Annotated in this window: 25 protein-coding genes and 1 pseudogene; 4 read left to right on the forward strand and 22 right to left on the reverse strand. The window is 48.8% G+C overall.

What is annotated here, in order from left to right:
• Positions 1-99 precede the first annotated feature (99 nt).
• From T472_RS16995 to T472_RS17035, 9 genes are all read right to left on the reverse strand, one after another.
• On the reverse strand, positions 100-768 hold the full coding sequence (locus tag T472_RS16995; protein WP_023386529.1) for an alpha/beta fold hydrolase: 669 nt from the start codon (positions 766-768) through the stop codon (positions 100-102).
• Positions 769-772: 4 nt separating this feature from the next.
• Positions 773-1543 (reverse strand): tryptophan synthase subunit alpha, encoded by a 771-nt coding sequence (gene trpA, locus T472_RS17000; RefSeq protein WP_023386531.1) that lies wholly within the window; start codon positions 1541-1543, stop codon positions 773-775.
• Complete coding sequence (trpB, locus tag T472_RS17005; RefSeq protein ID WP_023386532.1) at positions 1530-2720, reverse strand: tryptophan synthase subunit beta; 1191 nt, start codon at positions 2718-2720, stop codon at positions 1530-1532. The genes trpA and trpB overlap by 14 nt, the downstream gene beginning before the upstream one ends.
• Positions 2713-3309, reverse strand: a complete 597-nt coding sequence (locus tag T472_RS17010) for a phosphoribosylanthranilate isomerase (RefSeq protein WP_023863744.1) — start codon at positions 3307-3309, stop codon at positions 2713-2715. The genes trpB and T472_RS17010 overlap by 8 nt, the downstream gene beginning before the upstream one ends.
• Positions 3309-4091 (reverse strand): indole-3-glycerol phosphate synthase TrpC, encoded by a 783-nt coding sequence (trpC, locus tag T472_RS17015; protein ID WP_023386367.1) that lies wholly within the window; start codon positions 4089-4091, stop codon positions 3309-3311. The genes T472_RS17010 and trpC overlap by 1 nt, the downstream gene beginning before the upstream one ends.
• Positions 4088-5107, reverse strand: coding sequence for an anthranilate phosphoribosyltransferase (trpD, locus tag T472_RS17020; protein ID WP_023386368.1), 1020 nt, complete (start codon positions 5105-5107; stop codon positions 4088-4090). Before trpD ends, trpC begins: the two co-directional genes overlap by 4 nt.
• Positions 5104-5679, reverse strand: a complete 576-nt coding sequence (locus tag T472_RS17025) for an anthranilate synthase component II (protein ID WP_023386369.1) — start codon at positions 5677-5679, stop codon at positions 5104-5106. The genes trpD and T472_RS17025 overlap by 4 nt, the downstream gene beginning before the upstream one ends.
• A gap of 1 nt (position 5680) precedes the next feature.
• Positions 5681-7141 carry an anthranilate synthase component I family protein gene (locus tag T472_RS17030; RefSeq protein ID WP_023386370.1) on the reverse strand — a complete coding sequence of 487 codons (1461 nt, stop codon included), beginning with the start codon at positions 7139-7141 and terminating at the stop codon, positions 5681-5683.
• Between the two features lie 489 nt (positions 7142-7630).
• On the reverse strand, positions 7631-7951 hold the full coding sequence (locus tag T472_RS17035; RefSeq protein ID WP_023386371.1) for a DsrE family protein: 321 nt from the start codon (positions 7949-7951) through the stop codon (positions 7631-7633).
• A gap of 432 nt (positions 7952-8383) precedes the next feature.
• On the opposite strand from T472_RS17035, the gene T472_RS20420 reads away from it, so the two are divergent.
• The 4 genes from T472_RS20420 (at position 8384) to T472_RS17050 (ending at position 11107) form a co-directional block, all read left to right on the forward strand.
• A complete protein-coding gene (locus T472_RS20420) occupies positions 8384-8668 on the forward strand; it encodes a flavodoxin family protein (protein ID WP_242864828.1) in 285 nt (94 codons plus the stop codon).
• Between the two features lie 41 nt (positions 8669-8709).
• The gene (locus T472_RS20425) at positions 8710-8943 is read left to right on the forward strand and encodes a hypothetical protein (protein ID WP_242864829.1); all 234 of its coding nucleotides are present in this window, start codon (positions 8710-8712) and stop codon (positions 8941-8943) included.
• Positions 8940-9608, forward strand: a complete 669-nt coding sequence (locus T472_RS17045; RefSeq protein ID WP_023386372.1) for an NAD(P)H-dependent oxidoreductase — start codon at positions 8940-8942, stop codon at positions 9606-9608. Before T472_RS20425 ends, T472_RS17045 begins: the two co-directional genes overlap by 4 nt.
• Positions 9609-9814: 206 nt before the next feature.
• Positions 9815-11107: an ATP-binding protein gene (locus T472_RS17050; protein ID WP_023384096.1), complete on the forward strand. Its 1293-nt coding sequence runs from the start codon at positions 9815-9817 to the stop codon at positions 11105-11107.
• 69 nt (positions 11108-11176) lie between these two features.
• On the opposite strand, the gene T472_RS17055 is transcribed toward T472_RS17050, so the two are convergent.
• The 13 genes and pseudogenes from T472_RS17055 to T472_RS17110 all read right to left on the reverse strand — a co-directional run bounded on the left by T472_RS17055 (position 11177) and on the right by T472_RS17110 (position 23336).
• Positions 11177-11674: a (2Fe-2S)-binding protein gene (locus T472_RS17055; RefSeq protein ID WP_023384094.1), complete on the reverse strand. Its 498-nt coding sequence runs from the start codon at positions 11672-11674 to the stop codon at positions 11177-11179.
• Positions 11675-11775: 101 nt separating this feature from the next.
• On the reverse strand, positions 11776-12111 hold the full coding sequence (locus T472_RS17060; protein WP_023384091.1) for a winged helix-turn-helix transcriptional regulator: 336 nt from the start codon (positions 12109-12111) through the stop codon (positions 11776-11778).
• 250 nt (positions 12112-12361) lie between these two features.
• A complete protein-coding gene (locus T472_RS17065; RefSeq protein ID WP_023384089.1) occupies positions 12362-13591 on the reverse strand; it encodes an alkyl/aryl-sulfatase in 1230 nt (409 codons plus the stop codon).
• Positions 13592-13756: 165 nt separating this feature from the next.
• Positions 13757-14467: a glucosamine-6-phosphate deaminase gene (gene nagB / locus T472_RS17070; protein WP_023384086.1), complete on the reverse strand. Its 711-nt coding sequence runs from the start codon at positions 14465-14467 to the stop codon at positions 13757-13759.
• A 9-nt stretch (positions 14468-14476) separates the two neighbouring features.
• A complete protein-coding gene (locus T472_RS17075) occupies positions 14477-15331 on the reverse strand; it encodes a MurR/RpiR family transcriptional regulator (protein ID WP_023384084.1) in 855 nt (284 codons plus the stop codon).
• 13 nt (positions 15332-15344) lie between these two features.
• Positions 15345-16223 carry an ROK family protein gene (locus T472_RS17080; RefSeq protein WP_023384081.1) on the reverse strand — a complete coding sequence of 293 codons (879 nt, stop codon included), beginning with the start codon at positions 16221-16223 and terminating at the stop codon, positions 15345-15347.
• Between the two features lie 11 nt (positions 16224-16234).
• Positions 16235-16927, reverse strand: coding sequence for an N-acetylmannosamine-6-phosphate 2-epimerase (locus tag T472_RS20695; RefSeq protein ID WP_040908090.1), 693 nt, complete (start codon positions 16925-16927; stop codon positions 16235-16237).
• 105 nt (positions 16928-17032) lie between these two features.
• Positions 17033-17617: pseudogene (locus T472_RS20700) on the reverse strand (GDSL-type esterase/lipase family protein); the annotation flags it as partial.
• Positions 17599-18744: a Gfo/Idh/MocA family protein gene (locus T472_RS17090; protein WP_023384076.1), complete on the reverse strand. Its 1146-nt coding sequence runs from the start codon at positions 18742-18744 to the stop codon at positions 17599-17601. The pseudogene T472_RS20700 and the gene T472_RS17090, both read right to left, overlap by 19 nt.
• On the reverse strand, positions 18741-20387 hold the full coding sequence (locus T472_RS17095) for an FAD-binding protein (RefSeq protein WP_023384074.1): 1647 nt from the start codon (positions 20385-20387) through the stop codon (positions 18741-18743). Before T472_RS17095 ends, T472_RS17090 begins: the two co-directional genes overlap by 4 nt.
• Positions 20377-21321 carry a dihydrodipicolinate synthase family protein gene (locus tag T472_RS17100; RefSeq protein ID WP_023384072.1) on the reverse strand — a complete coding sequence of 315 codons (945 nt, stop codon included), beginning with the start codon at positions 21319-21321 and terminating at the stop codon, positions 20377-20379. Before T472_RS17100 ends, T472_RS17095 begins: the two co-directional genes overlap by 11 nt.
• Positions 21314-22339 carry an ABC transporter ATP-binding protein gene (locus T472_RS17105; protein ID WP_023863745.1) on the reverse strand — a complete coding sequence of 342 codons (1026 nt, stop codon included), beginning with the start codon at positions 22337-22339 and terminating at the stop codon, positions 21314-21316. The genes T472_RS17100 and T472_RS17105 overlap by 8 nt, the downstream gene beginning before the upstream one ends.
• Complete coding sequence (locus T472_RS17110; RefSeq protein ID WP_023863746.1) at positions 22329-23336, reverse strand: ABC transporter ATP-binding protein; 1008 nt, start codon at positions 23334-23336, stop codon at positions 22329-22331. Before T472_RS17110 ends, T472_RS17105 begins: the two co-directional genes overlap by 11 nt.
• Between the last annotated feature and the right edge of the window lie 7 nt (positions 23337-23343).

The following is a 23343-nucleotide window of genomic DNA, read 5'->3' on the forward strand; positions in this document are numbered from 1 at the left end:
ACAAATTAAAATACACTACCGGACTGAAACTAAAGTTCACTTAAGATACGAAGAACCGGAAATGCGCACATTTCCGGTTCTTCCCTTTCAATATCATCCTTACCCTTCTATTCTATCCAGAAAAGGCTTCAGTATGCCGTATAGCTTCCTGCTGTGAACGACATAGCTTGCATGCCCCTCCCCTTCCAGTATCACCAGCTCGCTGTTCCTTATGCAGCCTGCAATATGCCTCGTATGCTCTTCCCTTATGATATCCTGGCTTCCTGCGATGATAAGCGTGGGCACATCGATCCTTTCAAGCTCCTCATCGCTGATGTCCGGCTGGGTGAGCATCATCCTGACCTTCCTGCTTCTTGTAAAGAAATGGATGACCCTGAGTATCCTGATATACTTAGCCCTGACTCCCTGTGGATCAAGGTTCGCACCGCTTGCTGCGATCCCTCTGACAAGGTCAGGATACCTGGATGCAAGAAGCAGCGCGATTATCCCTCCATCGCTGAAGCCATAGACAAAAGGCCTGTTAAGGCCAAGGTGCCTTATCAGTCGCGCAGTATCCTCCATCATGCTCTCATACGAAAGCTCCCTAGCCTTCCCACTCCTGCCATGTCCTCTGCTGTCCATGGCATACACTGCATGGTCAATCGACAGTTCGTCCGAAAGCACATCGAATATGCCGTGGTCCTCCCCATTCCCGTGAAGAAGTACAACGGGACTTCCTTCACCGGTCTTCTCATAGAATATGTCCATGCCATTCACATTGACGATCATCTCTTCACCTTAACGCTTCCTTCATCGACTTCACGTATTCATATATGTATCTGCCCGCAGCATCCCCATGCTCCGCAATGATCTTCACAATCGCACTGCCTACTATCACGCCGTCAGCATATTCAGATATCCCCTTCGCCTGTTCAGGGCTGCTTATCCCGAATCCCACTGCGATCTTTGTATCTGTTGCCTCCCTTGCCGCTTCGACTATTGATCTCAAATCAGTCCTTATCTCGCTCCTAACTCCTGTAACTCCCATTGATGAGACAATGTACAGGAAGCCTGATGATTTCTCAGCGATCATCCTTATCCTTTTTTCCGATGTGGGGGCAATTAGTGAGATGATGTCTATGCCGTTCTCTTTTGCTATTCCTGCGACCTCCCCCTTCTCCTCGAATGGCAGGTCCGGTATTATGATACCGTCAATTCCTGATTTCCTGCACCTTCCAAAGAACTCACTGTATCCAGTCTTGAAAACCGGATTAAGGTAGGTAAGGAATACAAGCGGTATCTCTGATACCTTCCTTACCTCCTCTACCAGCTGGAATACCTTGCTGAGGTCTGTTCCTGCCTTCAACGCCCTGATGTTCGCCTCCTGGATCACCGGTCCCTCGGCCATCGGGTCTGAAAAAGGTATCCCTATCTCCACAAGGTCGGCTCCTGCCTTCTCCATCTCAAGTATGAATTCCAGGCTCTTCTCAATGCCTGGATCACCTGCGGTAAGGAAACCTATGAATGCCTTTCCGTTTTCAAAGGCCTTATCAATCCTCGTCATGTAGGTCCACCCCCTTGTACCTGGCTATCGCAGCAACATCCTTGTCCCCTCTTCCTGAAAGGCACACTATCATTATCGAGTCCTTTGGCATATCAGGTGCCGCCTTCATTGCGTATGCCACTGCATGGGCACTCTCGATGGCGCATATTATCCCCTCAGTCCTTGCGAGATATTCGAAGGCATTGACAGCCTCATCGTCAGTTACCGGAACGTATTTCGCGCGTCCCCTGTCAAAAAGGTCCGCATGCTCCGGTCCTATGCCGGGATAGTCAAGGCCTGCAGAGATCGAATATACAGGTGCGATCTGTCCTTCGTCATCCTGGCAGAAGTAGGACTTCATGCCATGGAATACGCCTACAGTCCCGGTTGACAGGGTCGCTGCATGCATCCCGCTCGAAATGCCTCTTCCTGCAGCCTCGCAGCCAACAAGCTCCACACCTTCATCACCGATGAAGTTCCTGAACATCCCCATGGCATTGCTGCCGCCTCCAACGCATGCGACAACCGTATCAGGAAGCCTTCCCTCAACCGCCAGGAGCTGCTCCCTTGCCTCTTTGCTTATTACACTCTGGAAATCCCCTACCATCTCCGGGAACGGGTGAGGACCCATTACGGATCCGATGACATAGTGAGTGTCATGGACCCTTCTCGTCCACTCCCTCATCGTCTCGTTGACAGCATCCTTCAGAGTCATGGTTCCGCTTGTCACCTCATGCACCGCTGCTCCAAGGAGCTTCATCCTGTATACGTTGAGAGCCTGCCTCTCAGTATCCTCCCTGCCCATGAATATCTCGCATTCAAGTCCCAGTAGGGCAGCTGCAGTGGCTGTAGCAACTCCATGCTGTCCGGCACCTGTCTCGGCTATGACCCTGGTCTTTCCCATCCTCTTTGCAAGGAGCACCTGTCCAAGCACATTGTTGATCTTGTGGGAGCCTGTATGGTTGAGGTCCTCCCTCTTCAGATATATCTTCGCCCCTCCAAGGTCTTCTGTCATCCTTTTCGCGAAATATAGAAGCGATGGCCTTCCTGCATATTCCTTCAGGAGCGCATCCAGCTCGCCTGTGAATTCCGGGTCAGCCATTGCATCCCTGTATGCCTTCTCCAGATTTATTATCTCGTTCATGAGCGTTTCAGGTACATACTGGCCGCCGTGTATTCCAAATCTTCCGTCACCCATTCCTGACCATCCTCCTTATCTCCTTCATCTTTTCAAGGTCCTTGAACCCTTCTGTCTCCACTCCGCTTGATAGGTCCACAGCGAATGGATCCAGCAATTCTATGGCATCTGCCATGTTTCCCTGATTCAGTCCTCCGGCTAAGAAATATTCTCTGCTGAAGCCTTCAAGAAGGCTCCAGTCAAAGGTCTTCCCGGTTCCGGCTCCGCTGTCGAAAAGTATGTAGTCAGCCATGCTCGATTCAGCCCTTTTCACATCTTCTCTGCTGTCAGGCCTTACAGCCTTGATTATCTGTGCACTGGTCCTTTCCCTTAGCCTTGCTATATATTCCTCATCTTCATTTCCATGCAGCTGTACGATTGAAATGGTCCCGTCATCAAGTATCTCAAGGATCCTCTCGATTTGCTCATCCACGAAGACACCAACTGTCAATATCGAAGGATCCAGCAGCTTCCTCAGCTCCGTTGCCTTATCACGTGTTACCTGCCTTCTGCTTTTCGCAAACACGAAGCCCGCATATTCCGGATGCACTTCATTTGCATAGCCAATGTCCTCTTCCCTGAAAAGTCCGCATATCTTGAGCCTTGTCATCAAATCATCCCCTTGAGCTTCAGGAGCTCTTCATTCTTATCCTGACTCCTCATAAGTGTCTCTCCGATCAGCACGGCGTCTGTACCGATTTTCTCGAGCACTTCAATGTCCTCCCTTGTCCTGATGCCGCTTTCAGAAACGAATAACGTCCCTTCAGGTATCAGACTCCTGAGCCTCGCGCTTGTTCCAAGGTCTACCTCAAATGTCTTCAGGTCCCTGTTGTTTACTCCTATTATCCTTGCACCGGCCCGAACAGCTGACCTTGCCTCCTCCTCGTCATGGACCTCCACAAGAGCGGAGAGGCCTAAGGAGTGGGCAATCCCTATGTATTCCGCAAGCGTACTGTCGTCAAGCAATGAACAGATGAGGAGAGCCGCTGATGCTCCAATAACCTTGGCCTCGTAGATCTGGTAGCTGCTTACAGTGAAGTCCTTCCTTAGGACCGGAATACTGACATTCCCTGCGATATCCTTAAGGTATTCGTCACTTCCCAGAAACCAGGTCGGCTCTGTCAGCACTGAAATTGCGGCAGCCCCTGCCTTCTCGTATTCAATTGCTATGGCAAGATGGTCGAAATCTTTGGCTATCAAGCCCTTTGACGGCGACGCCTTCTTCACCTCACATATGTAGGAGAGTCCTTTCGCCCTTAAAGCCTCCTCGAAAGGAAAACCCGTATCCGGTTCCAAAGCCATCGCCTCAGCCTTGACCACCTCAAAAGGCCTGACCTTCATCAGTTCCCCAACCCTTTCCCTGGTGCTGTCCGCTATCTCCTGAAGAATCATGCGGTTACCTCCTGTGATGCTGATATGAGCGCCTTGAGCTTCCCAATCGCATCTCCTTTGTCTATTGTTTCCCCAGCGATCAGGATACCTTCCCTGACCGTATCTGCGACTCCTGCGATGTACAGGCAGAGCGCCGCATTGAGCAGCACCACATCCCTTTTCGGGCCTCTCTCCAGACCTGAAAGGATCCTTTCGGTTATCACAGCGTTCTCTTCAGGATTTCCTCCAACAAGGTCCTCCGGCATGCAAAGCCTGAGGCCAAGCTCACGAGGGTCAATGGTTCCTGAAGTCAGCTTCCCATCCCTTATCTCACAGAATTTTGTTGTGGTTGTGAGTGTCGCCTCATCAAGCCCGTCTCCGCCGCAGATGACCATCCCCCTTTCCACACCAAGGTTTGAAAGCACCTTTGCCAGAGGTTCCACAAGGTCCTCATGGTAGACCCCCATCAGCTGGAGCTTTGCTCCTGCAGGGTTAGCAAGAGGTCCCAGGATGTTGAATACTGTCCTTATCCCAAGCTCCCTTCTGACAGGTGCCGCATGCTTCATCGATGAATGGTAGCTTGGTGCGAACATGAAGCATATCCCGTGCTCGTCGAGTATCTCCGCCGCTCTCTCATTGCCGGTGGCAATGTTGACACCAAGGCATTCAAGCACGTCCGCCGCTCCGCTCCTGCTTGAGACTCCCCTGTTTCCATGCTTTGCAACCCTGACACCTGCGGCCGCCACCACAAACGCAGTCGTAGTCGATATGTTGAACGTGCCTGCAAGGTCCCCTCCTGTTCCGACTATGTCCATGGCTTTAAGGTCCGACCTTACCTTCAGTGCCTTTTCCCTCATGACCTCTGCAAACGAGGTTATCTCCTCTACGCTTTCGCCTTTAAGCCTTATGGCGGTAAGGAAGCTCCCTATCTGTGACGGGGTTGCGATCCCATCCATGATCTCTTCCATGGCTGACCTTGCCGTTTCGTCGTCCAGGTCCTTACCGTCCATCAGCATTCCTATCGCTTCTTTTATCATTTGTCTGTCCCTCCAAGAAAATTCTCAAGAATTGTCCTTCCCATCGGTGTAAGTATCGATTCGGGATGGAACTGGACTCCGTATACGCTGAAGTTCCTGTGCCTTATTGCCATTACCTCTCCATCCTCTGTCCTTGCAGTCACTATAAGCTCATCAGGGATCGTGTCTCCCAGTGCAGCCAGCGAATGGTACCTCGCTGCATCTATCTTTCCAGGCAGACCCCTGAAAAGTAAGCAGCTGTTATCGACAGTGATCTCCGACTGCTTTCCATGCATGAGCTCTTTGGCATAGGACACGGTGGCCCCGAATGCCTCGCATATAGCCTGATGTCCAAGACAGACACCAAGTATCGGTACCCTGCCGGCAAAATGCCTTACCGCTTCGATGCATATTCCTGCATCAGACGGTTTTCCCGGACCCGGCGATATTATGATAGCCCTTGGCTCAAGCCTTTCAATATCCTCTACTGTCACTTCATCATTCCTCACGACCATAACGTCCGGATCTATTGAACCAGTCAGCTGGAACAGGTTGTATGAAAAGCTGTCATAGTTGTCAATAAGTAGTATCATCTCAAACCTCCTGTGAGCCTTTGATTGCTTCAATCACTGCCCTCGCCTTGTTCGCACATTCCAAGAATTCCGATTCCGGCACGCTGTCCGCCACTATCCCTGCACCTGACCTTACGAAAACCCTGCCGTTCTTCTTGAAGGCGGTCCTTATAGCGATGCATGTATCCATGTTCCCGGAAAAGTCCAGGTAGCCTATGGCCCCTCCGTAAAGTCCCCTCTTGCAGTCCTCAAGCCCGTTTATTATCTCGCACGCCCTGATCTTAGGTGCACCTGACAGAGTACCTGCCGGAAGCACAGCTTCAATTGCATCCATTGCCCCCAGTTCCTTCCTTATGGTTCCCTTCACCGTTGACCCTATGTGCATGACGTGTGAGAACTTAAGTACTTCCAGGTATTCTTCAACCACAACGGAACCGAATTCACTGATCCTCCCAAGGTCGTTCCTTCCAAGGTCCACCAGCATGTTATGCTCGGAGAGCTCCTTCTTGTCTGATAGGAGCTCCTTCTTCAGCCTTTCATCCTCAGCCGCCTCCTTCCCCCTCGGCCTTGTACCGGCCAGCGGGAATGTCTTAAGAACCCCGTCCCTCAAGGTAACAAGTGTCTCAGGAGAGGCTCCTGCTATCTCCATATCGTCGCTTCCAAGGTAGAACATGTATGGCGAAGGGTTTGTGGTACGAAGCATCCTGTAGGTATCAAGCAGGCTTCCTTCAGCCTCTGCATGCATCCTGTTTGAAAGCACCACCTGGAAAATGTCCCCTTCCCTGATATGGTCCTTCGCCTTTTCAACCATCCTGCAGAATTCGTCCCTGTCATGCATCTGGTGAAAATCAGACCTTAGCCTCAGCTTTGGTCTTACAGCCTTCTCACCGCTTCTGACGATCTCGATGATGTCCTCGATCTCTCTGCATGCTTTTGCATAACCCTCTTCACGGTCCTTACTGTCAAAGCTCACTATCACCGATATCTTCTGCCTCAGGTTGTCGAAAGCTATGACCTTGTCAAAAAGCATGAGGTCAACATCCTTCAGACCCTCCTCATCCCTGGCATCCAGGCTGAGGCTTCTCTCCTGGTACTTCAGGTAATCATAGGAGAAGTATCCTACAAGGCCGCCTGAGAATGGCGGCAGGTATGGAAGCCTTGGGCTTTCATTCTCCTGTAGTATTCTCCTGATATGCTTACCAGGCTCCATCGTGAATGTCTCGTATCCGTCATCACCTGTTACATTGAGGTTTCCATCAGTACATGAGATCTCGAGCCTTGGATCAAATCCCAGGAATGTGTATCTGCCCCAGTTCTCAGGGTTCTCCATGCTTTCGAGTATGAAGCAGTGCCTGCTTTTAGCCATCAGCGCTGACAGGACCTCCATCGGAGTCCGAATATCAGACAGTATCTCCCGGCTCACAGGTATTCTTCTATATTCTCCAGTAAGTCTTATTGCTTCTTCAATTCCTGGTCTGTACATCTTTCCACCTCCAAAATATAAAAGCCCGCCCTTGACAATCACTGTCAAGGGCGGGCATAACCCACGGTACCACCTTGCTTCACACAGGTATGAGAAATAAGCCTGTGCAATCTTTGCGGGATACTGACATATCCCCGGCAACTCACGTATGCCCTACGTCACAGGATACTTGGATCTCTCCTTTCGCTGCGCCCTCGGTGGCCCATTTAACAGTCTGCGTTCTGCCGGAATCTCAGCTTACCCGGTTCTCTGTAAGTGCACGGTCTGTTTTTATCCCCACGTCTTAGGTTTATGATATTGAATTAACACATATTATTGCAGGATGTTCCCATATTGTCAACATAATTTTCAGATTTTTGAAATTTCATTAAAAAACATGGTATTGTCCTAACGCACTGAATTATTCTACCTAAATCAGCACTAAACTCAACCAATATCATCTGACTCAGTATCCATATCCCATCCTACCTGACTATCGGACTGCATTTCCTAGAATGTGACCACCTTGTCGGCCCACTCTACCATCTCAACACAGTCGATCATGGTATTTATCGGACATACATCAGTACCATTCATTCCCCTTGACTTCAGGCAGGTCCCGCATGCCAGTATCTCGCCTTCAAGCTCATCGAAGGCCTTTACCTGCGCAGCCACATCATACTTCTCATGGGTAAGATACTCGATCTCCACACCCTCACCCATTAGAAAGACCTTGACCTCATTTCCTTTCTTCTTAGCTGTAACTGCAAACCTCATTGCATTCCACGCTTTCTCGAATTCCTTCGTTTCGATGATTACTCCAAGCTTCATTTTCTACCTCCCTATAACTTGTTTTATTCAGAGTACCATTGTTTTCCTAAGTTAAACTACCTATTTCAGTTTAGAATTAAAGCTTTATATTCTACTGCAACAATAAGACCACATGCTCCCGCAGAAATATTATGTGCTATTTCGATTGTTCAAAACCAAATTCATCCAAATAATTGAACAATGTAATAATTGATTGTCAGAAAATTCCCAAAATTTTCATACTCAAAAAACTCATAGTGCTATACTATTGTTGGAGCTTGTACACAGTTATAGCATTGTCACTACTAATGCACTTCTCTTAACATTCCTGTTATTAGACAAATCTTGTAACCAGCTTAACTGTACAAAATGACATGTTTTTAAATGCTAAATTTGCCTCAGCGTAGTCATTCGCACCAAAGGTTTTACGCATTGCGTAAAGAAGGGAGCCTCATGAAAGCGACGGTTATTTCCGACAAAGAGCATAAGAATGAACAATACCAGAAACTTAGTGAACTTACTGTTGCGTTTCTCAGTGGTAAAGGGCTTGAGACGAATATGATTGAAGTAGGAAGCGATGACCTTGAATACTGCAGCGGGTGTTTTGACTGCTGGACAAAAAGTCCTGGCGACTGCGTAATCAGCGACCTGATGCCAAAAATCAGCAAGAGCTTTGCAGCAAGTGATGTTGTCGTTTATCTGAGTCCGGTTATTTTGGACACTACAGTTCGAATATAAAGAATATCCTCGACAGGCTGCTCCAGAACGAGCTTCCCTTTATGATTACCAGAGCTGACGGTTCTACAGGTAATGCGTTGAGATATGATGAACATCCAAAGCAGATCATTTTGGGTTATGGAAATCAGGTGTCAGAAGAGGATGTCCAGCTTTTCAAGGATGTCACAATGAAGCATCGAAAAAGCTTTGACGTCATGGTTTATCAGGGAGCCGATCGTGACATTACCGAAGCTTTGGGCAGAATAAGGCTTGGGAAGGCTGGTGGAGAGTTATGAAAAACATAGTGTTTATAAACGGCAGTCCAAAGATAGGTGAACCATCGACTTCAAGACACCTGATTGACATTGCCTCGAATCACTTCAACGATGCAAACAGGATAATCATCGATGTCCAAAAGAGCATGGTGAACCATAGTAGCCAGAAGGACTTTGAAGTCATCATGAATTCTGATGCAGTCATAATCTCTTCCCCACTCTACATGTTCGGTCTTCCCGGTATGCTTATCCGATACCTGGAGGATCTCTACACTTTCTGCATGCAGAGTGGCATACCTGAAAGAGGTCCCAGGGTTTACGCCATTGTCAACAGCGGATATCCTGAGCCTGAAGTCAACCTTGAGGCTGTCAGAGTGATCCAAAGCTTCTGCAGGCACATTAATGCGCAGTTCCGATTCGGAGTGCTTGTAGGAGGCGGTCCTCTTCTGCTAAGCATGGAAAATTCATCCGCCACAAAAAAGCCCCTGAACAGCCTGAAGGAAGCATTTTCAGCAATATCCGAAGATATCGGAAGAGATGTTCTTCAAAATATCGATAATTTCATCATCCCCATCAGCTTCCCGAGACGTCTGTATCTTTTCATGGGTGGAAGGACATGGTTGCCAATGGCCAAAAAAAACGGATTGAAGAAAGCCGACCTATACAGGAAGCCGTATCAGGCATAGTCCAATTACTGTTCCCAAACAAGGGATTTGAATTTGTTCAGATCCCTTGTTTATCGCTCCCAGCAGCAATACCACAAAAAGTCATTTGTAAAATGCAGTAATAATCACAAAAAGTCCTTTGTATTTTTGTAATATATCTCAAAAAGTCCTTTGTATTTTTGTGCCAATGTGCTATGATGTCTTTAGAATTAATGGGATGTGATTGAATGTACCGTTCTGCGATGAAAAAACTAAAGGCATGGAAAGCTAAAGTCAATCGAAAGCCACTTATTATCCGCGGAGCGCGTCAGGTAGGGAAAACCTGGCTTATGAAGGAATTTGGGGCTAACGAATATGAAAATGTAGTATATATAAACTTTGATAATAACGAAAGAATGAGCAATCTTTTCGAAGGTAGTCTCGAAGTTGAGCGACTGGTTACAGGCCTGGAATTGTATTCTGGACACAAAATTGATCCACAGGATACATTGCTTATTTTTGATGAGATCCAGGAGGTTCCTAAGGCACTTACCAGCCTCAAGTATTTTCATGAGAATGCCCCTCAGTATAATATTATCTGTGCCGGCAGTCTTTTAGGTATTGCGCTTCATCATGGAACATCCTTTCCAGTTGGTAAAGTTGAGTTTCTTGACATGTATCCAATGTCATTCCTTGAGTTTATACATGCAATGGGTAAAGACCAGCATGCAGCACTCCTTGAAAAAGGAGATTTTGAAATGGCGAATACATTCAATCAGGATTTTATTGATCTCCTGAAGCAGTACTACTTCATAGGTGGTATGCCAGAGGTAGTACATGATTTTTCCAGGAACAGGGATTTCAACATGGCTCGTGAAATCCAGAAACACATCCTGGATGCTTATGAACAGGACTTTTCGAAACATGCTCCGAATAATGTGGTTCCAAGTATAAGGATGCTTTGGAACAGCATCCCTGCGCAACTTGCCAAAGAAAACAAGAAATTCATTTATGGTCTGATCAAAGAAGGAGCAAGAGCAAAGGAATACGAGATCGCCATGCTTTGGCTCACGGATTGCGGGCTTGTCCACAAGATACAGCGAGTTGTTACACCAAGTCTGCCACTAAAGGCTTACGAAGACTTAAAGGCATTCAAGCTATACTTGCTTGATGTAGGATTGCTTTCGTGCATGACAGGCCTCCGGCAGGTTGTTCTGCTTGAAGGCAACAATCTGTTCAGGGAATTCAAAGGAGCATTGACTGAGCAGTACGTTCTCCAGCAACTGAAGACCCTTGACGGGATCGATACATATTATTGGTCAGCTGAACGAGGAACATCAGAGGTCGATTTTGTCATCGACAATGGAACTTATATAACCCCTCTGGAGGTAAAGGCAGCTGAAAATCTCCAGTCAAAAAGCATGAAGGTTTACCGTGACAAGTACAAACCGAACATGTCAATCCGCACCTCTATGGCAGATTACAGGAGAGATGACTGGTTATTGAATCTCCCATTATGGGCGGTAGAAACAATCAGGTAACACAGCAAAAAACCCGTAGCCGCTTCATATATTATGCCGGACTACGGGTTTGTTAGCATGATTGCCAACCTATTGCTTTGTGAAAGGATTAATTGGACTTTTCGTTAATTCTTGTCTATCTAAAACTTCCTGAATAATCTTGTGGCAGCATACTCCAAGCGGATTGTTCTTTTTGCAATTAGAATTTTTCATCGCTCCTGTTGCAGCGTTCACCTCAGAGACTGTTCTCGCACCATGTTCAACAGCTTCAATTACCTGAGCTTCCGTCACCTGGCTGCAGTAGCAGGCATACTTAGGATCCGCGCCTCTTTTGAACCATATTGGCACTATAACCTGATTCTTAGTTAATGTACTTCCATTATCCGAATCGAAATAAACGACGTCACAATCCTCATTCATGCAGGTCCTGTACTTCTCTCCCCGAACCAAATCTCTATCTGTTACAAGATGTTCCACAGTCATTACACCGACAGAAGTGCCTTCATTGCCACAAACCGGGCAAGAGCTTCTTACAGGATTTGAAGCCAGCACTCTGCTCCCATGTGAGTTCCCTATTAAAAATTTCATTCCTTCCTCCATATCAGCAAAATAGTTAGAGATAGAAATACTATTATACAGCCCATATCATTCCGATCTATTAAGCCAGATCTGATTTCTTAGATAGAGAATCAAACCTGCTTGTTCACAAGCTCCTGATACCCCTTTCCCCATTGTTCCATCGAACTGATTATCGGTTGCATGGTTTCCCCAAGCTCTGAAAGTGAATATTCGACCCTGGGTGGAACCTCAGGATAAACAGTACGCGTAATGATTCCATCTGATTCCATGGAACGAAGGCTGTCTGTGAGTACCTTCTGGCTTATTCCCTCAAGTGATTTGTGAAGCTCGTTGAAGCGCCAAGGTCTTCCAAGAAGATTCCTCATTATCAGAAGCTTCCACTTGCTGCCGATGAGATTTACCGTAGCTGCCACCGGACATACCGGAAGCTCTTCTTTCTTGATCATATCCATACCCCCATCAATTGAATGTTGCATTCATTCTTAATGTTACACCCAAATTGTAGTGTACAAATCATACTAAATCAATACCTCTGTGGTCTAGGATATCAACTGCCTTCCAATGGACTCAATACAGTTCTACTCGATCATATTTTTCAATAATTATACTCGCAAAAAGCAGAAAGTCATGATATCGCGTTCATGGCTTTCTGCATTATAACCTATTCAATGACTTACTTGATTTTATACATTCAGACTAAATTTCCTTTGCGCTTGCAATCAGGTAGTGCCTGGCATTGGCGGAGGTCATCTGCTTCGCACGCATGAGAAGGGCTTCTTTATTCAGGTCGTTATTTTCAGTAAGCTCCAACAGCTGCAATGCCAGCTGATACTCTTCCTTTTCCATGCATTCCCTGATCTTTACCAGCAGTTTTTCCTCACCTATCATTTCAAGCAACACCTTATTGATTTCCCTGTCACTTACAGGCATAAGCTTAGCTGGATTCCCGTCGAACCAGCCAAGATAGCCAGTAAATATGCTCCTGACCGACCATTCTACAGTTCCATAGTATTCACCGAGATAATCCTTATCAGCGAACCTCATAGGCAGCTTCACATGTTCCACGGCTTCACTCATGGTCATTCCCCTGTTCATGCAACCCAGAGTCGTAAGAAGGACAAATTCGATAGCATCTCTGAAAGTCCCCACCTGCTCCCTTATGAGTTCATTCCCAATCAGCGGCTTCGTGTGGCCAGGCAATAGTGCAGCCGAATCATAGGACAAGATCTCATCCAGCGAATCGATCCACGTCGCTATGTCCCTGTACTGGGTCCCCCTTATCGCATATAGGTTCGGCCAGCAGCCGTAGTAATTGTCACCTGTGCAGATCACCCTGTCGTCCTCAAGCCATATGTAAATCTGGTCATCTGATTCACCTATGGCACTGACCAGCCTAATTCTGACACCATCAATAATCCGTTCAACGACCTTATCGCTATATGATGTTGTAGGATTTATGAAGTCATACCTGCCCTTTCCTGTCTCCTTCCCTTCACGTATTCCGATCCCCTGGCAGATGGCCTCTTCATCGGTAAGTCCGTAGCCATGCTGATAGGTGCCTCTTTTCGCAAGTATGCCGTTCAGCCTGTCGTAATGCTTAAGGATCGGCTTCTGGGGCAGGAACGCAATGATCTCCTCAGCTGTCTCACGGAACGCGCCAGCTCCACCCCTGTGGTCCGGATGGCCATGGGTGTATATTATAGTCCTGACGGGCTTGTCAGTTATCTTAAGGAGCTCTGCCTTCATTTCTTCAGCGCATCCATCGCTGTCGAGGGTATCCACAAGTATTACGGAAGTATCCCCAATTATGGCAACAGCATTGCTGTGGTCAAAGCCGAGGAAATGATATATCCTGTCGTTCACCTTCGTGATCTGTTTCCCATAATTCTCTTCTGTGAACCTTATTAGCCTTTGTTCTCCAAGCATTTTGACTACCTCCCAAATCCCTTTCCCCTGATTATATATCCCCCTTCCTTACTTAGAAAGAAGGCATATTTATGTAAGTATGGGATTAATTCCATTCTCCCGTACGGACAAAAAGAGGCAAACAACCCAAATGGGTCACTCACCTCTTTACTAAATACATGTTTTTTATGTTGTGCAGGTCACCACGGTAAGGTCCGGGTGAAGCTGAAGTATCGATCCCGGTACCTCAGGGGTGACCGGTCCGTAAAGTGCCTTCTTAAGTATCTCAGCCTTATCTTCACTGCTTACGATAAGCACTATCTTCTTCGCCTGCATTATGCTCTTTATTCCCATGGTATACGCCTGCTTCGGAACATCTTCGGCATTTCCGAAGAACCTTGTGTTTGCCTCTATCGTCTCGGGCTTCAGGTCTACAAGGTGGGTCGTCTTGTCAAACGCTTCGCTTGGCTCATTGAAGCCTATGTGCCCGTTGTGTCCTATTCCAAGGAGCTGGAGGTCTATGCCACCAAGTGACTCGATGAGTGCGTCATACCTTTTGCACTCGGCTTCCGGGTCTTCAGCGAGACCGTTGGGTACGAAGGTCTTCGACTTGTCTATGTTCACCAGGTCAAAGAGGTGCTCGTCCATGAAATGCCTGTAGCTCTGTTCATTTGAGCCGTCAAGCCCCCTGTACTCATCAAGGTTCACTGTCCTTACACCTGAGAAATCAACGTCACCCTTGTTGAACCATTCAACAAGCTGCTCGTAGGTTCCTATAGGTGATGAACCGGTAGCGAGTCCCAGCACGCTGTTCGGATACAGGATGACCTGAGCTGATATTATGTTTGCAGCTTTCCTGCTCATGTCCTTATAGTCTTTTGCCTTTATTATCTTCATCTGTTCCTCCTAAAGCAGTTTCTCGACGACAGCCTTTGCCGTCTTCTCCTTGTTTGCCGCGGATATATCGAAGGTCCTCTTGAAATACTCGAAATACAGCACATCAAGAAGATAGAGCTGTGCGATCTTCGCAGACAGCGAACCTCCCTGAAGCGGACCTTCATTCGCTCCGCAAAGCAGCGTAATGTCCGAATATGCGGTAAGCGGTGATTTCACGAACCTTGTTATGCAGATAGTCTTCGCTCCCGCCTCTTTGACGGCTCGCGCCACCTCTATGGTATCCTTGGTGGATCCGGAATATGATATTATGACGGCTACATCCCTCTCAGTCATCAGGGATGCGGTCATGGCCTGAAGATGCTGGTCAACGGTAAATTCTGACTTGCCTGTGATCCTCAGGAACTTGTTGTAGCCTTCCATTGCAGTGATAAGCGATGCACCAACTCCAAAGAACCTTATCCTTTCAGCTGCCACAAGAAGGCTCACAGCCTTGTCAAGGTTCGCATAGTTAATAAGGCTGTGTGTCTCGTCAAGTGCGCTTATATTGGTGTTCTTCACCTTTGCAGTAAGGTCTTCCAGACTGTCGTTCCTTAGTATCTCCTTGTCGATCTGGGGTGCCTCTTCCTCTGAGTTCAGGCTGTGTGCCATCGCTATCTTGAATTCCTGATAGCCCTTGAAGCCCAGAGTCTTGCAGAACCTGAAAATGCTTGATTCACCTACACCGCACCTGTCCGCCAGGTCTGTTATGGACATGTATATGACCTCTGTCCTGTTCTTGATTATCTGATCGGCAACCTTCTTCTCAGTGTTCGTGAAGGAGTTGTACGTGGTGTGTATGGTGGTGAAAATATCGCTGTTCTGCATTTTATGCCCTCCCCTATTTGATATGGAGTGTCGCTGCCCCGAAAAGACCTGCCGTATTCCCGAGTGCAGCCTTCAAAAACCTAACGTTCTGGAAGCTGTCCATTATGAGCTCCCTTGCATTTTTCTCCAGAGATTCTGCTGCCGCATCCTGTTCAAGTATGCCGCCGCCAAGTATCAGTGCCTGAGGATTGAATATATGCACAAGGCTCGCAAGTCCCGTCGCCGCCTCACCTGACCATTCGTCAAGGGCTGCAGCCATCTTTTCATCGCCTTCAGCGATCCTTGCGAACAGTTCCCTTCCGTTTGAAACGGATGGGTCCTTTTCCCTTGCCAGCTCAACCAGAAGTCTTGCTGAAGCATATGCCTCATAGCAGCCTTTCTTGCCGCAGGAGCATTCCCTTCCTCCAGGATGAAGGATCATATGCCCGAATTCTCCGGCGGATCCTCCGACTCCCCTGTAAAGCCTTCCGCCAAGGACTATGGCTCCGCCTATGCCGGTGCCATATGTGAGGCACAGGTAGTCGGTCATTCCCTTGCCTGCTCCAAGCCACCCCTCGCCGAGTGCTGCGCAGTTTACGTCGTTCTCGACTTCAACAGGTCTTTTGAATCTCTTCTCCAGTATATCCTTTACCTTAGTTCCGGTATAGCCTGGAATGTTGTCATTGGCATAGATTATGCTGCCTTTTTCCCTGTCTACCTGCCCTGCGGTGCTTATGCCGATGGCATCATAGCCTTCGAAGGCCTCCAGCCCTGAGATCAGGTTCTCCATGACGCGGGCTCCGCCCTTTTTCCCCTCGGTCGGAACCTCGGTGAGACCGGAGATCTCACCATCACCCGTAACCATCCCAAGCTTTATAGATGTGCCTCCTACATCAGCACAAAGTATCCTCATTTCACTGCCTCCTATTTGTAAGCTGCCGCGATGAACCTCTTGGTGATCTCCATAGGCCTTGTTATAGCAGAACCTACTACTGCACTATGGACGCCAAGGTCAAGCACGGCCCTGAGCTCCTCAGGAGTCGATATTCCGCCTTCAGCGATTACCGGCTTGTCAAGCTCCCTGACCATCCTTTCGATAAGGTCCAGTGCTGGAAGCTCCCTCCCCTCAGTATAAGGGGTATATCCTGCCATGGTGCTTCCGATATAGTCGAACCCGAGCTCGGCTGCAAGCTTCGCCTCCTCGAAGTCCGAGCAGTCAGCCATGAAGAGCTGGTCCGGATATTTCGCCCTTATCAGCGGAAATGCCTCCTTTATGGTCATACCATCAGGCCTCACTCTGATTGTAGCATCAATGGCTATGATGTCCACACCCTCTTCGCAAAGGGCGTCAACTTCCTTCATGGTTGGGGTTATGTACACATCAGAACCCTCGTAATCCTGCTTTATGATGCCGATTATCGGAAGGTCCACTGTCTTCTTGATCTCCCTGATGTCTACGACGCTGTTGGCCCTTATTCCGCTGGCCCCGCCAAGAAAGGCTGCATAGGCCATCCTCCCCATTATGAACGCACTGTGCAGAGGTTCATCCGCCAGTGCCTGGCATGATACTACGACCTTGTTCCTTATTGCCTCATGTACTTCCTGTTTTGTCCTCATATTTCCTGACAGTTGCCTGCCATCCTCCTTATCGTTAAGATTTTTACCTGCTGCCATCTTCCTTACGAGCTCCTCCATAAGGTGAGCCATCTTCCGGTGCCCATCTGCATCCAGATGCATGTGGTCGACACTCCTCATCTCGATCAGCTTTCCGGAGTCGAAGAATGGTATACCCTCGATCTTCAGCAGTTCAGATAGGTTGCCGGCAAGACCAATTGACTTGATGTCGCAGTCCCTGCCCATTGCATCGCCAATCTCTGTTTCAGCGTATTCTGCCTGAATCGGAGGAGGGCAGACCACAAGTACCGTTGTCCCCGTTCCATCAGGACCTGCCTTGACGGACCTCGCCTTGACTGCAAGCCTTGTTATCCCCATTGCTATGTTCCTTGAGGTCATTGAAAACCTCTCTTTGGTGTCGTTGGTGCCCAGCATTATTATGGCGAGCTCAACAGGACTGTGGCTGAGCAGGCATGGATGTATGTAGTCTATTCCCTTCAGTCCTTCAAACAGAGGATCTTCGCAGACCGCGTTCCGTCCGGAGAGGCCTTCGGATATGACTTCCCACTCCTGTCCAAGCTTCTCCTGGAGCATGGTCGTCCACCTCTCTTCATATGGAAACCTTCCTCCGGTCCCTGCATCATAGCCCCATGTGTTCGAGTCACCGAAGCATACTATCCTTTTCCTGTCCATGCTTTCTTCCCCTCTTCCTCAGATACCTTCTTCCTGTACGCCTCCTCATATTCCAGAGGATCAAAGTCGAGTCCCACTGTCCTTCCAGTCCAGGCTGACAGATATGCGGCGTTCACCGCCCTCACTGTGTCCCTTCCTCCATGGAAAGAGCACTGGATCTCCTTGCTGCCTCCGATAGCGTCCACGAAATTCTGTATTGTCGCTGCCTGCTCCACCTTGTTGGGCACTGCCTTTATCTCCTCGAAGGTTTCAGTCCAGGGCACCTTTGTAAAATACCCTGTTTCTGACTTTGCGAACTCCTCCTCAGGCATCGACAGCGTTCTTACAGTTAGCCTTGAATCGTCCTCCACTATTATCTGTCCTCTTTCGAAGGACAGCTCCAGCCTGTTCGTTCCAGGGCACTCATGGGTTGACGCGGTGAATGTCCCTGTTGCGCCGCTCCCGTAGAATAGCACCAGCGTCGCATCATTTTCAGTGTTAACCGGCCTGTGCAGCCCTTCTTTTGTGTATGCGGAGATCCTTTCAGGCATCCCTGCTATCCACAGCAGGAGGTCGAACTGGTGGATCGCCTGATTCATCAGCACTCCGCCGGCCTCAGTCTTCCAGCTTCCTCTCCAGGAGCCTGACCTGTAATAGGCATAGGTCCTGTACAGGTTGGTTATCTGCCAGGATGAGCGCCTCATCTCACCGAGGCTTCCGGAGTGTACGATATCCCTGACCTTCCTGTAGAGGCTGTTTGCCCGCCTGTTCACCATTACCCCGGAAGCAAGTTCAGGTCTGCCATCAGCCAATGCGACAAGCCTTTCCACCTCAATCGTGCTTACTCCAAGGGGCTTGTCCACAAGAACGCTTATGCCTCTCGATATTGCCTCTTCAGCCATCTCCGCATGCAGGGTATGCGGAGTGGTTATTATCACCCCATCGACTAAGCCTGAATCAAGCATGTCGGTATAGCTGCCGAATATTTTGGCACCGGCAAGCCCGCACTTCTCAGCTGTGTCCTCCGCCCTGGCGGTATTTCTCGAGGACAGGGCGGCTATGTTTGCCCCATTTACCAAGCCATCAGCGAAGATGGACATGTAGTCACCTGCTACCTGGCCTATCCCTGCTATCCCGATCCTTATCATTTCGTTCCTCCCGTGAATGCAGCTATCGGTTCTCCCTTTTTCAGCCTTACCTTTTTCAGCCTTACCCTTATCATCTTTCCCAGGCTTTCATCCTTATATGGATGATCCTCCCTGTAATGGGAGCCCCTGCTTTCCTTCCTCAGGTCCATTGCTTCAATGCAGGCCCTGGCCATTTCGACTGACGAAAGGAGCCTGTTCGAATCAAGGTAGTCAGAATCCGAGGTACCCCTGCCCTTTGCAAGTTCCATCCTGCCAATGAAATCCCTGACCTTTTCAATGCTTTCACTGCTCCTTGCTATGAATGCATCCCGGTACATGGTTTCTCTCAGTGCCTCCAGCTTTTCTTTTGAATCCGCAATATTGAATGCTTCAAGCTCAGCCTCTTCAACCAATTCCTTATCCTCTGCATATCCTGCTGCTGACCTTCCGGCCTTCATGCCGAACACTATGCCGTTTGCTGTTGATAGTCCACCTATCCTGTCAGCTCCATGCATCCCGCCTGTGCATTCTCCGCAGGCGAAAAGCCCGGGAACCGAGGTTTTTGCATTCTCATCGATCTCGATCCCGCCATTCGATGCATGCATGAACGGTGCAAGTATGATCTCCTCTTCAGCGGATACGCCCTTCTCATCCTTCAGCCACCTGAAGTATTCCTTAACGAACTCGCTTCCTGAATTGAGCCTTTCAAGGTCGTACCTAAGTACCATGCCATCTGTGTTCCCTTTAGCCATCTCCTTTGAAAAGGCTATGTCCAGGTACCTTGATACAGTCTCTGACGAGAACGGGCCGTGCAGGCTCCTTGCATCCAGGACCTCCTGCTCTTTCAGGCCGAACGGAAGGTATCTTCCTATGAATGGATTTCCCTCCCTGTCAGTGAACCTTGAAGCGAAGAAGGTCTTCTCATTGTATATGGTCTTGAACGCCGGCCTTACGAATCCCAGCATTATCTGCATGAACTCAAGGTTTACAGCCTCTGCACCCGCCCTCATTGCAGCGGCGGTTCCAGTTGCATCCACATCATCTGTTGTGAGCCTTCTCCTGTAAAGTCCACCAAGTCCTCCTGAGGCAAGCACCACAGCCTTTGCTGCGATATACAGGGTATCCTTCCTGTTAAGGACCCCGACAGCACCGCTGGCCCTTCCATCATTCATGACGATCTCAGTCATCTGGAAGAAGGGGAGCTCCTTCACGCCTGATTCCTCAAGTATTGAAGGAAGGCTCCTGAGAAGGTTCTTCTTGGTGAGCCCTCTCCATCTCCTGTGCTTGTGGTCGAAGCAGGGTATGTATTCCTTCTCGCCGCTTGCATCCCCTGAAGGCTTCATGAGCTCTACACCCAATGCCTCAAGTTCATCCACGGAGCTGTTGAGTCCTTCTGCAAAGGCTCTTGCGACCTTCTCGTTTATCATCCCGGAGCCCACTGTCCGGATGGTTTCCAGGAGCTCTTCCGTATCTTCCTCTCCATCCGGTCCCACAAGCCCGAAACCCCAGGTGCCTGGATAGAAGGTCGAGCCTGAGAACGTATTTGCCGAGGAGGTCAGGAGCACACTCCTGCCCTCCCTTGCAGCGGAAACCGCCGCACAGACTCCGGCAATTCCAGAACCTATCACCAGGATGTCGGTCTCAATTCTTTTCTTAAGCTTCATTCTTCTCTATGGTATCAATGAACTTTACATCAGTCAGCGAAAGCCTCTTCTTGAGAGCCACGAAATCCTTCCTGATCGACGCCTCTTCAGCCTCAGTGAAGTTCGAGAATGGCTTCCTGGCATAGCCTGCTGGAACTCCTGCCCACCTGTTTATCGCCTTGAGCAGCGACATCAGGCTTCCATACTTCAGCATCTGCATTATAACCTCGACACCCTGCTTCATGACGTTGTTTGCCCTCTCGATGTCGCCCTTGACGAATGCATCGTATATTGCAAGGAAGGTATCAGGTATCGCATTGTAGGTCGAACCGATTATGCCGTCAGAGCCCGCAAGGAGACCTGAAAGTGCCATCTCGTCAGCACCGGAATATACCATGAAATCGGCTCCGATGTCAGACTTCAGCTGGGTTATCTCGAAGTGAGTTGTCGATGTGTACTTTATTCCCTTTACTCCAGGGATCTTCGCAAGCTTTACAAGTGTTCCGTATCCCATGATCCCCGCAAGAGGAATGTTGTATATTATCATAGGGAGCGGGCTGGCCTCAGCAAGGTCCCTGTAGTAGCCTATGATCTGTTCCTCTGAGAACTTGTAGTAGAAAGGAGGTACTGAAGATACGGCATCCGCACCTGACTCGTAGGCATGGACGGTAAGCTCCTTTGAAAGCCTTGTGGATATCGCTCCTACATGGACTATCACAGGGATCCTTCCCTTAACCTCGTCCATTGCGATCTCAACTGCCTTCTTCCTCTCGTCCTGCGACATGAGGAAGCCTTCTCCTGTTGATCCGACAAGGTACAGTCCGTGGACGCCCTCGCCTATCAGGTGGGATATGAGAGCCCTGAGGCCCTTTTCATCCAGTTCCTCCTCTGCGGTAAACGGTGTTAAAAGTGCAGGTATTACTCCCTTGATCTCTGATATGTTGAAATTAGCCATTCTTCACATTCCTTTCTATTTGTTCATCTACGTAGTGGCAGGCGACATGGTGTTTGCTTCCGTCAATATCGTATTCCTTGAGCTCAGGCTTTTCAGTCTTGCACCTCTCCATGCAATATGAGCATCTTGGGTGGAAGGTACAGCCTGAAGGTGGTTTTGAAGGACTTGGGACATCTCCCTCGAGAATTATCCTGTTTGTCTTCCTGTCCGGTTCAGCGACGAATATCGCTGAGAGCAGCGCCTGTGTGTACGGATGGAGCTTGTTCCTGTAAAGCTCGTCTGCGTCAGCAAGCTCCACTATCCTCCCAAGATACATGACAGCGATCCTGTCGCTTATGTACTCAACGACACTCAGGTCGTGGGTAATGAATATGTATGTGAGCTGCCTCTCTTCCTTGAGCTTCTTGAGAAGGTTAAGCACCTGAGCCTGTATGGACACGTCCAGTGCGCTTACAGCCTCATCGCATACTATTAGCTCCGGGTTTACCGAAAGAGCCCTTGCGATTCCTATCCTCTGCCTCTGTCCTCCGGAGAACTCATGTGGATACCTGTCCATGTATTCCCTTCTCATGTTGACTGCCTCGAGAAGGTCCCCGATTATCTTCCTTCTTTCTTCCCTGTCCTTCACCCCGAATTTCTTCAGCGGGTCCTCAAGTGACTGGAAGATCGTAAATGCCGGATTAAGCGAGGAATGCGGGTCCTGGAAAACTATCTGCAGCTTCTTCCTTGCGTTGTCAAGCTCGCTTCCAGGCAGCTTCCTCAGGTCCTTCATACCATCCTCGAACTTGTATTCCATTGTCCCGTCCGTAGCCTTCACGAGCTGCAGTATGGATTTGCCGAGCGTCGTCTTTCCGCAGCCTGATTCTCCGACAAGCCCTAAAGTCTCACCCTTGTATACGTCAATTGATATGTCATCAACAGCCTTGACATGACCAACGGTCTTCTTCAGCACTCCCTTCTTCACAGGGAAGTAGGTCTTTACGTTCTTAAGGCTCAGGAGAACTTCCTTATTTTCCATTTGAAAGCACCTCCTTGTAGTGCCAGCATCGAACCATGTGATTGCCTTCGACGATCTCCTCGCCAGGCATCTCCATGCACTTGTCTGTAGCAAAATCGCATCTGTCCTTGAACTGGCAGCCAACCGGCCTGTTGTAAGGGTCCGGTGTTGAACCCCTTATTGGCTTCAGGTCCTGGTTCCTGCCCTTTCCGAGTATTGGTATGGACTGCAGCAGCGCCTTGGTATATGGATGGGCAGGCTTCGTCAGGACTTCCTTGGTTATCCCGCTTTCCACGATGTTTCCCATGTACATGACTGCAACCTCGTCAGAAACCTCATTCACGACACCCATGTCGTGGGTGATGAGGAGGATCGCAGTGTTGAATTCCTTCTTCAGCTTCATCATGAGCTCGAATATCTGGGCCTGTATGGTTACGTCAAGTGCTGTAGTCGGCTCATCAGCTATAAGGACCTTCGGGTTGCAGCTCATTGCCATGGCTATCATTGCCCTCTGCCTCATTCCGCCTGAGAACTGATGGGGATATTCATTCACCCTCTGCTCAGGATTGGGGATCCCCATCAATGTAAGGAGCTCGATCGACCTTGCATGGGCTTCCTTTGTAGTCATTTTGGTGTGGGCCTTAAGGTTCTCTGAGATCTGGAAGCCTACGGTATACACAGGATTCAGGGCTGTCATCGGGTCCTGGAATATCATGGCGATATCCCCGCCCCTTATTGACCTCATCTTCTTTCCGTTCTTCGGAAGCTTATCTATCCTTATATCCTCTCCATCGGAATGGTAGGTTATGGAGCCTTCCTCTATCCTTGAAAGGTCAGGAAGGAGCTGCATTATTGATGCTGCAGTAACGCTCTTTCCGCAGCCTGATTCTCCGACTACGCAAAGTGTCCTTCCCTTCCTGATGTCGAACGACACCCCGTTAAGGGCCCTGTTGCACCTCTCGTTTGTATAGAAATATGTCTTCAGGTTATTTACGCTTATTATCTTGTCGTGTTCCATCGCTGCC

It is taken from the genome of Youngiibacter fragilis 232.1 (assembly GCF_000495435.3).
GTDB classification, from domain to species: domain Bacteria; phylum Bacillota; class Clostridia; order Clostridiales; family Clostridiaceae; genus Youngiibacter; species Youngiibacter fragilis.

What these genes read in the sequence shown, in the direction of transcription:
- T472_RS16995 (WP_023386529.1), bottom strand. Translation starts at nt 768, where the DNA reads ATGATCGTCAATGTGAATGGCATGGACATATTCTATGAGAAGACCGGT.
- trpA (WP_023386531.1), bottom strand. Translation starts at nt 1,543, where the DNA reads ATGACGAGGATTGATAAGGCCTTTGAAAACGGAAAGGCATTCATAGGT.
- trpB (WP_023386532.1), bottom strand. Translation starts at nt 2,720, where the DNA reads ATGGGTGACGGAAGATTTGGAATACACGGCGGCCAGTATGTACCTGAA.
- T472_RS17010 (WP_023863744.1), bottom strand. Translation starts at nt 3,309, where the DNA reads ATGACAAGGCTCAAGATATGCGGACTTTTCAGGGAAGAGGACATTGGC.
- trpC (WP_023386367.1), bottom strand. Translation starts at nt 4,091, where the DNA reads ATGATTCTTCAGGAGATAGCGGACAGCACCAGGGAAAGGGTTGGGGAA.
- trpD (WP_023386368.1), bottom strand. Translation starts at nt 5,107, where the DNA reads ATGATAAAAGAAGCGATAGGAATGCTGATGGACGGTAAGGACCTGGAC.
- T472_RS17025 (WP_023386369.1), bottom strand. Translation starts at nt 5,679, where the DNA reads ATGATACTACTTATTGACAACTATGACAGCTTTTCATACAACCTGTTC.
- T472_RS17030 (WP_023386370.1), bottom strand. Translation starts at nt 7,141, where the DNA reads ATGTACAGACCAGGAATTGAAGAAGCAATAAGACTTACTGGAGAATAT.
- T472_RS17035 (WP_023386371.1), bottom strand. Translation starts at nt 7,951, where the DNA reads ATGAAGCTTGGAGTAATCATCGAAACGAAGGAATTCGAGAAAGCGTGG.
- T472_RS20420 (WP_242864828.1), top strand. Translation starts at nt 8,384, where the DNA reads ATGAAAGCGACGGTTATTTCCGACAAAGAGCATAAGAATGAACAATAC.
- T472_RS20425 (WP_242864829.1), top strand. Translation starts at nt 8,710, where the DNA reads ATGATTACCAGAGCTGACGGTTCTACAGGTAATGCGTTGAGATATGAT.
- T472_RS17045 (WP_023386372.1), top strand. Translation starts at nt 8,940, where the DNA reads ATGAAAAACATAGTGTTTATAAACGGCAGTCCAAAGATAGGTGAACCA.
- T472_RS17050 (WP_023384096.1), top strand. Translation starts at nt 9,815, where the DNA reads ATGTACCGTTCTGCGATGAAAAAACTAAAGGCATGGAAAGCTAAAGTC.
- T472_RS17055 (WP_023384094.1), bottom strand. Translation starts at nt 11,674, where the DNA reads ATGAAATTTTTAATAGGGAACTCACATGGGAGCAGAGTGCTGGCTTCA.
- T472_RS17060 (WP_023384091.1), bottom strand. Translation starts at nt 12,111, where the DNA reads ATGATCAAGAAAGAAGAGCTTCCGGTATGTCCGGTGGCAGCTACGGTA.
- T472_RS17065 (WP_023384089.1), bottom strand. Translation starts at nt 13,591, where the DNA reads ATGCTTGGAGAACAAAGGCTAATAAGGTTCACAGAAGAGAATTATGGG.
- nagB (WP_023384086.1), bottom strand. Translation starts at nt 14,467, where the DNA reads ATGAAGATAATAAAGGCAAAAGACTATAAGGACATGAGCAGGAAAGCT.
- T472_RS17075 (WP_023384084.1), bottom strand. Translation starts at nt 15,331, where the DNA reads ATGCAGAACAGCGATATTTTCACCACCATACACACCACGTACAACTCC.
- T472_RS17080 (WP_023384081.1), bottom strand. Translation starts at nt 16,223, where the DNA reads ATGAGGATACTTTGTGCTGATGTAGGAGGCACATCTATAAAGCTTGGG.
- T472_RS20695 (WP_040908090.1), bottom strand. Translation starts at nt 16,927, where the DNA reads ATGAGGACAAAACAGGAAGTACATGAGGCAATAAGGAACAAGGTCGTA.
- T472_RS17090 (WP_023384076.1), bottom strand. Translation starts at nt 18,744, where the DNA reads ATGATAAGGATCGGGATAGCAGGGATAGGCCAGGTAGCAGGTGACTAC.
- T472_RS17095 (WP_023384074.1), bottom strand. Translation starts at nt 20,387, where the DNA reads ATGAAGCTTAAGAAAAGAATTGAGACCGACATCCTGGTGATAGGTTCT.
- T472_RS17100 (WP_023384072.1), bottom strand. Translation starts at nt 21,321, where the DNA reads ATGGCTAATTTCAACATATCAGAGATCAAGGGAGTAATACCTGCACTT.
- T472_RS17105 (WP_023863745.1), bottom strand. Translation starts at nt 22,339, where the DNA reads ATGGAAAATAAGGAAGTTCTCCTGAGCCTTAAGAACGTAAAGACCTAC.
- T472_RS17110 (WP_023863746.1), bottom strand. Translation starts at nt 23,336, where the DNA reads ATGGAACACGACAAGATAATAAGCGTAAATAACCTGAAGACATATTTC.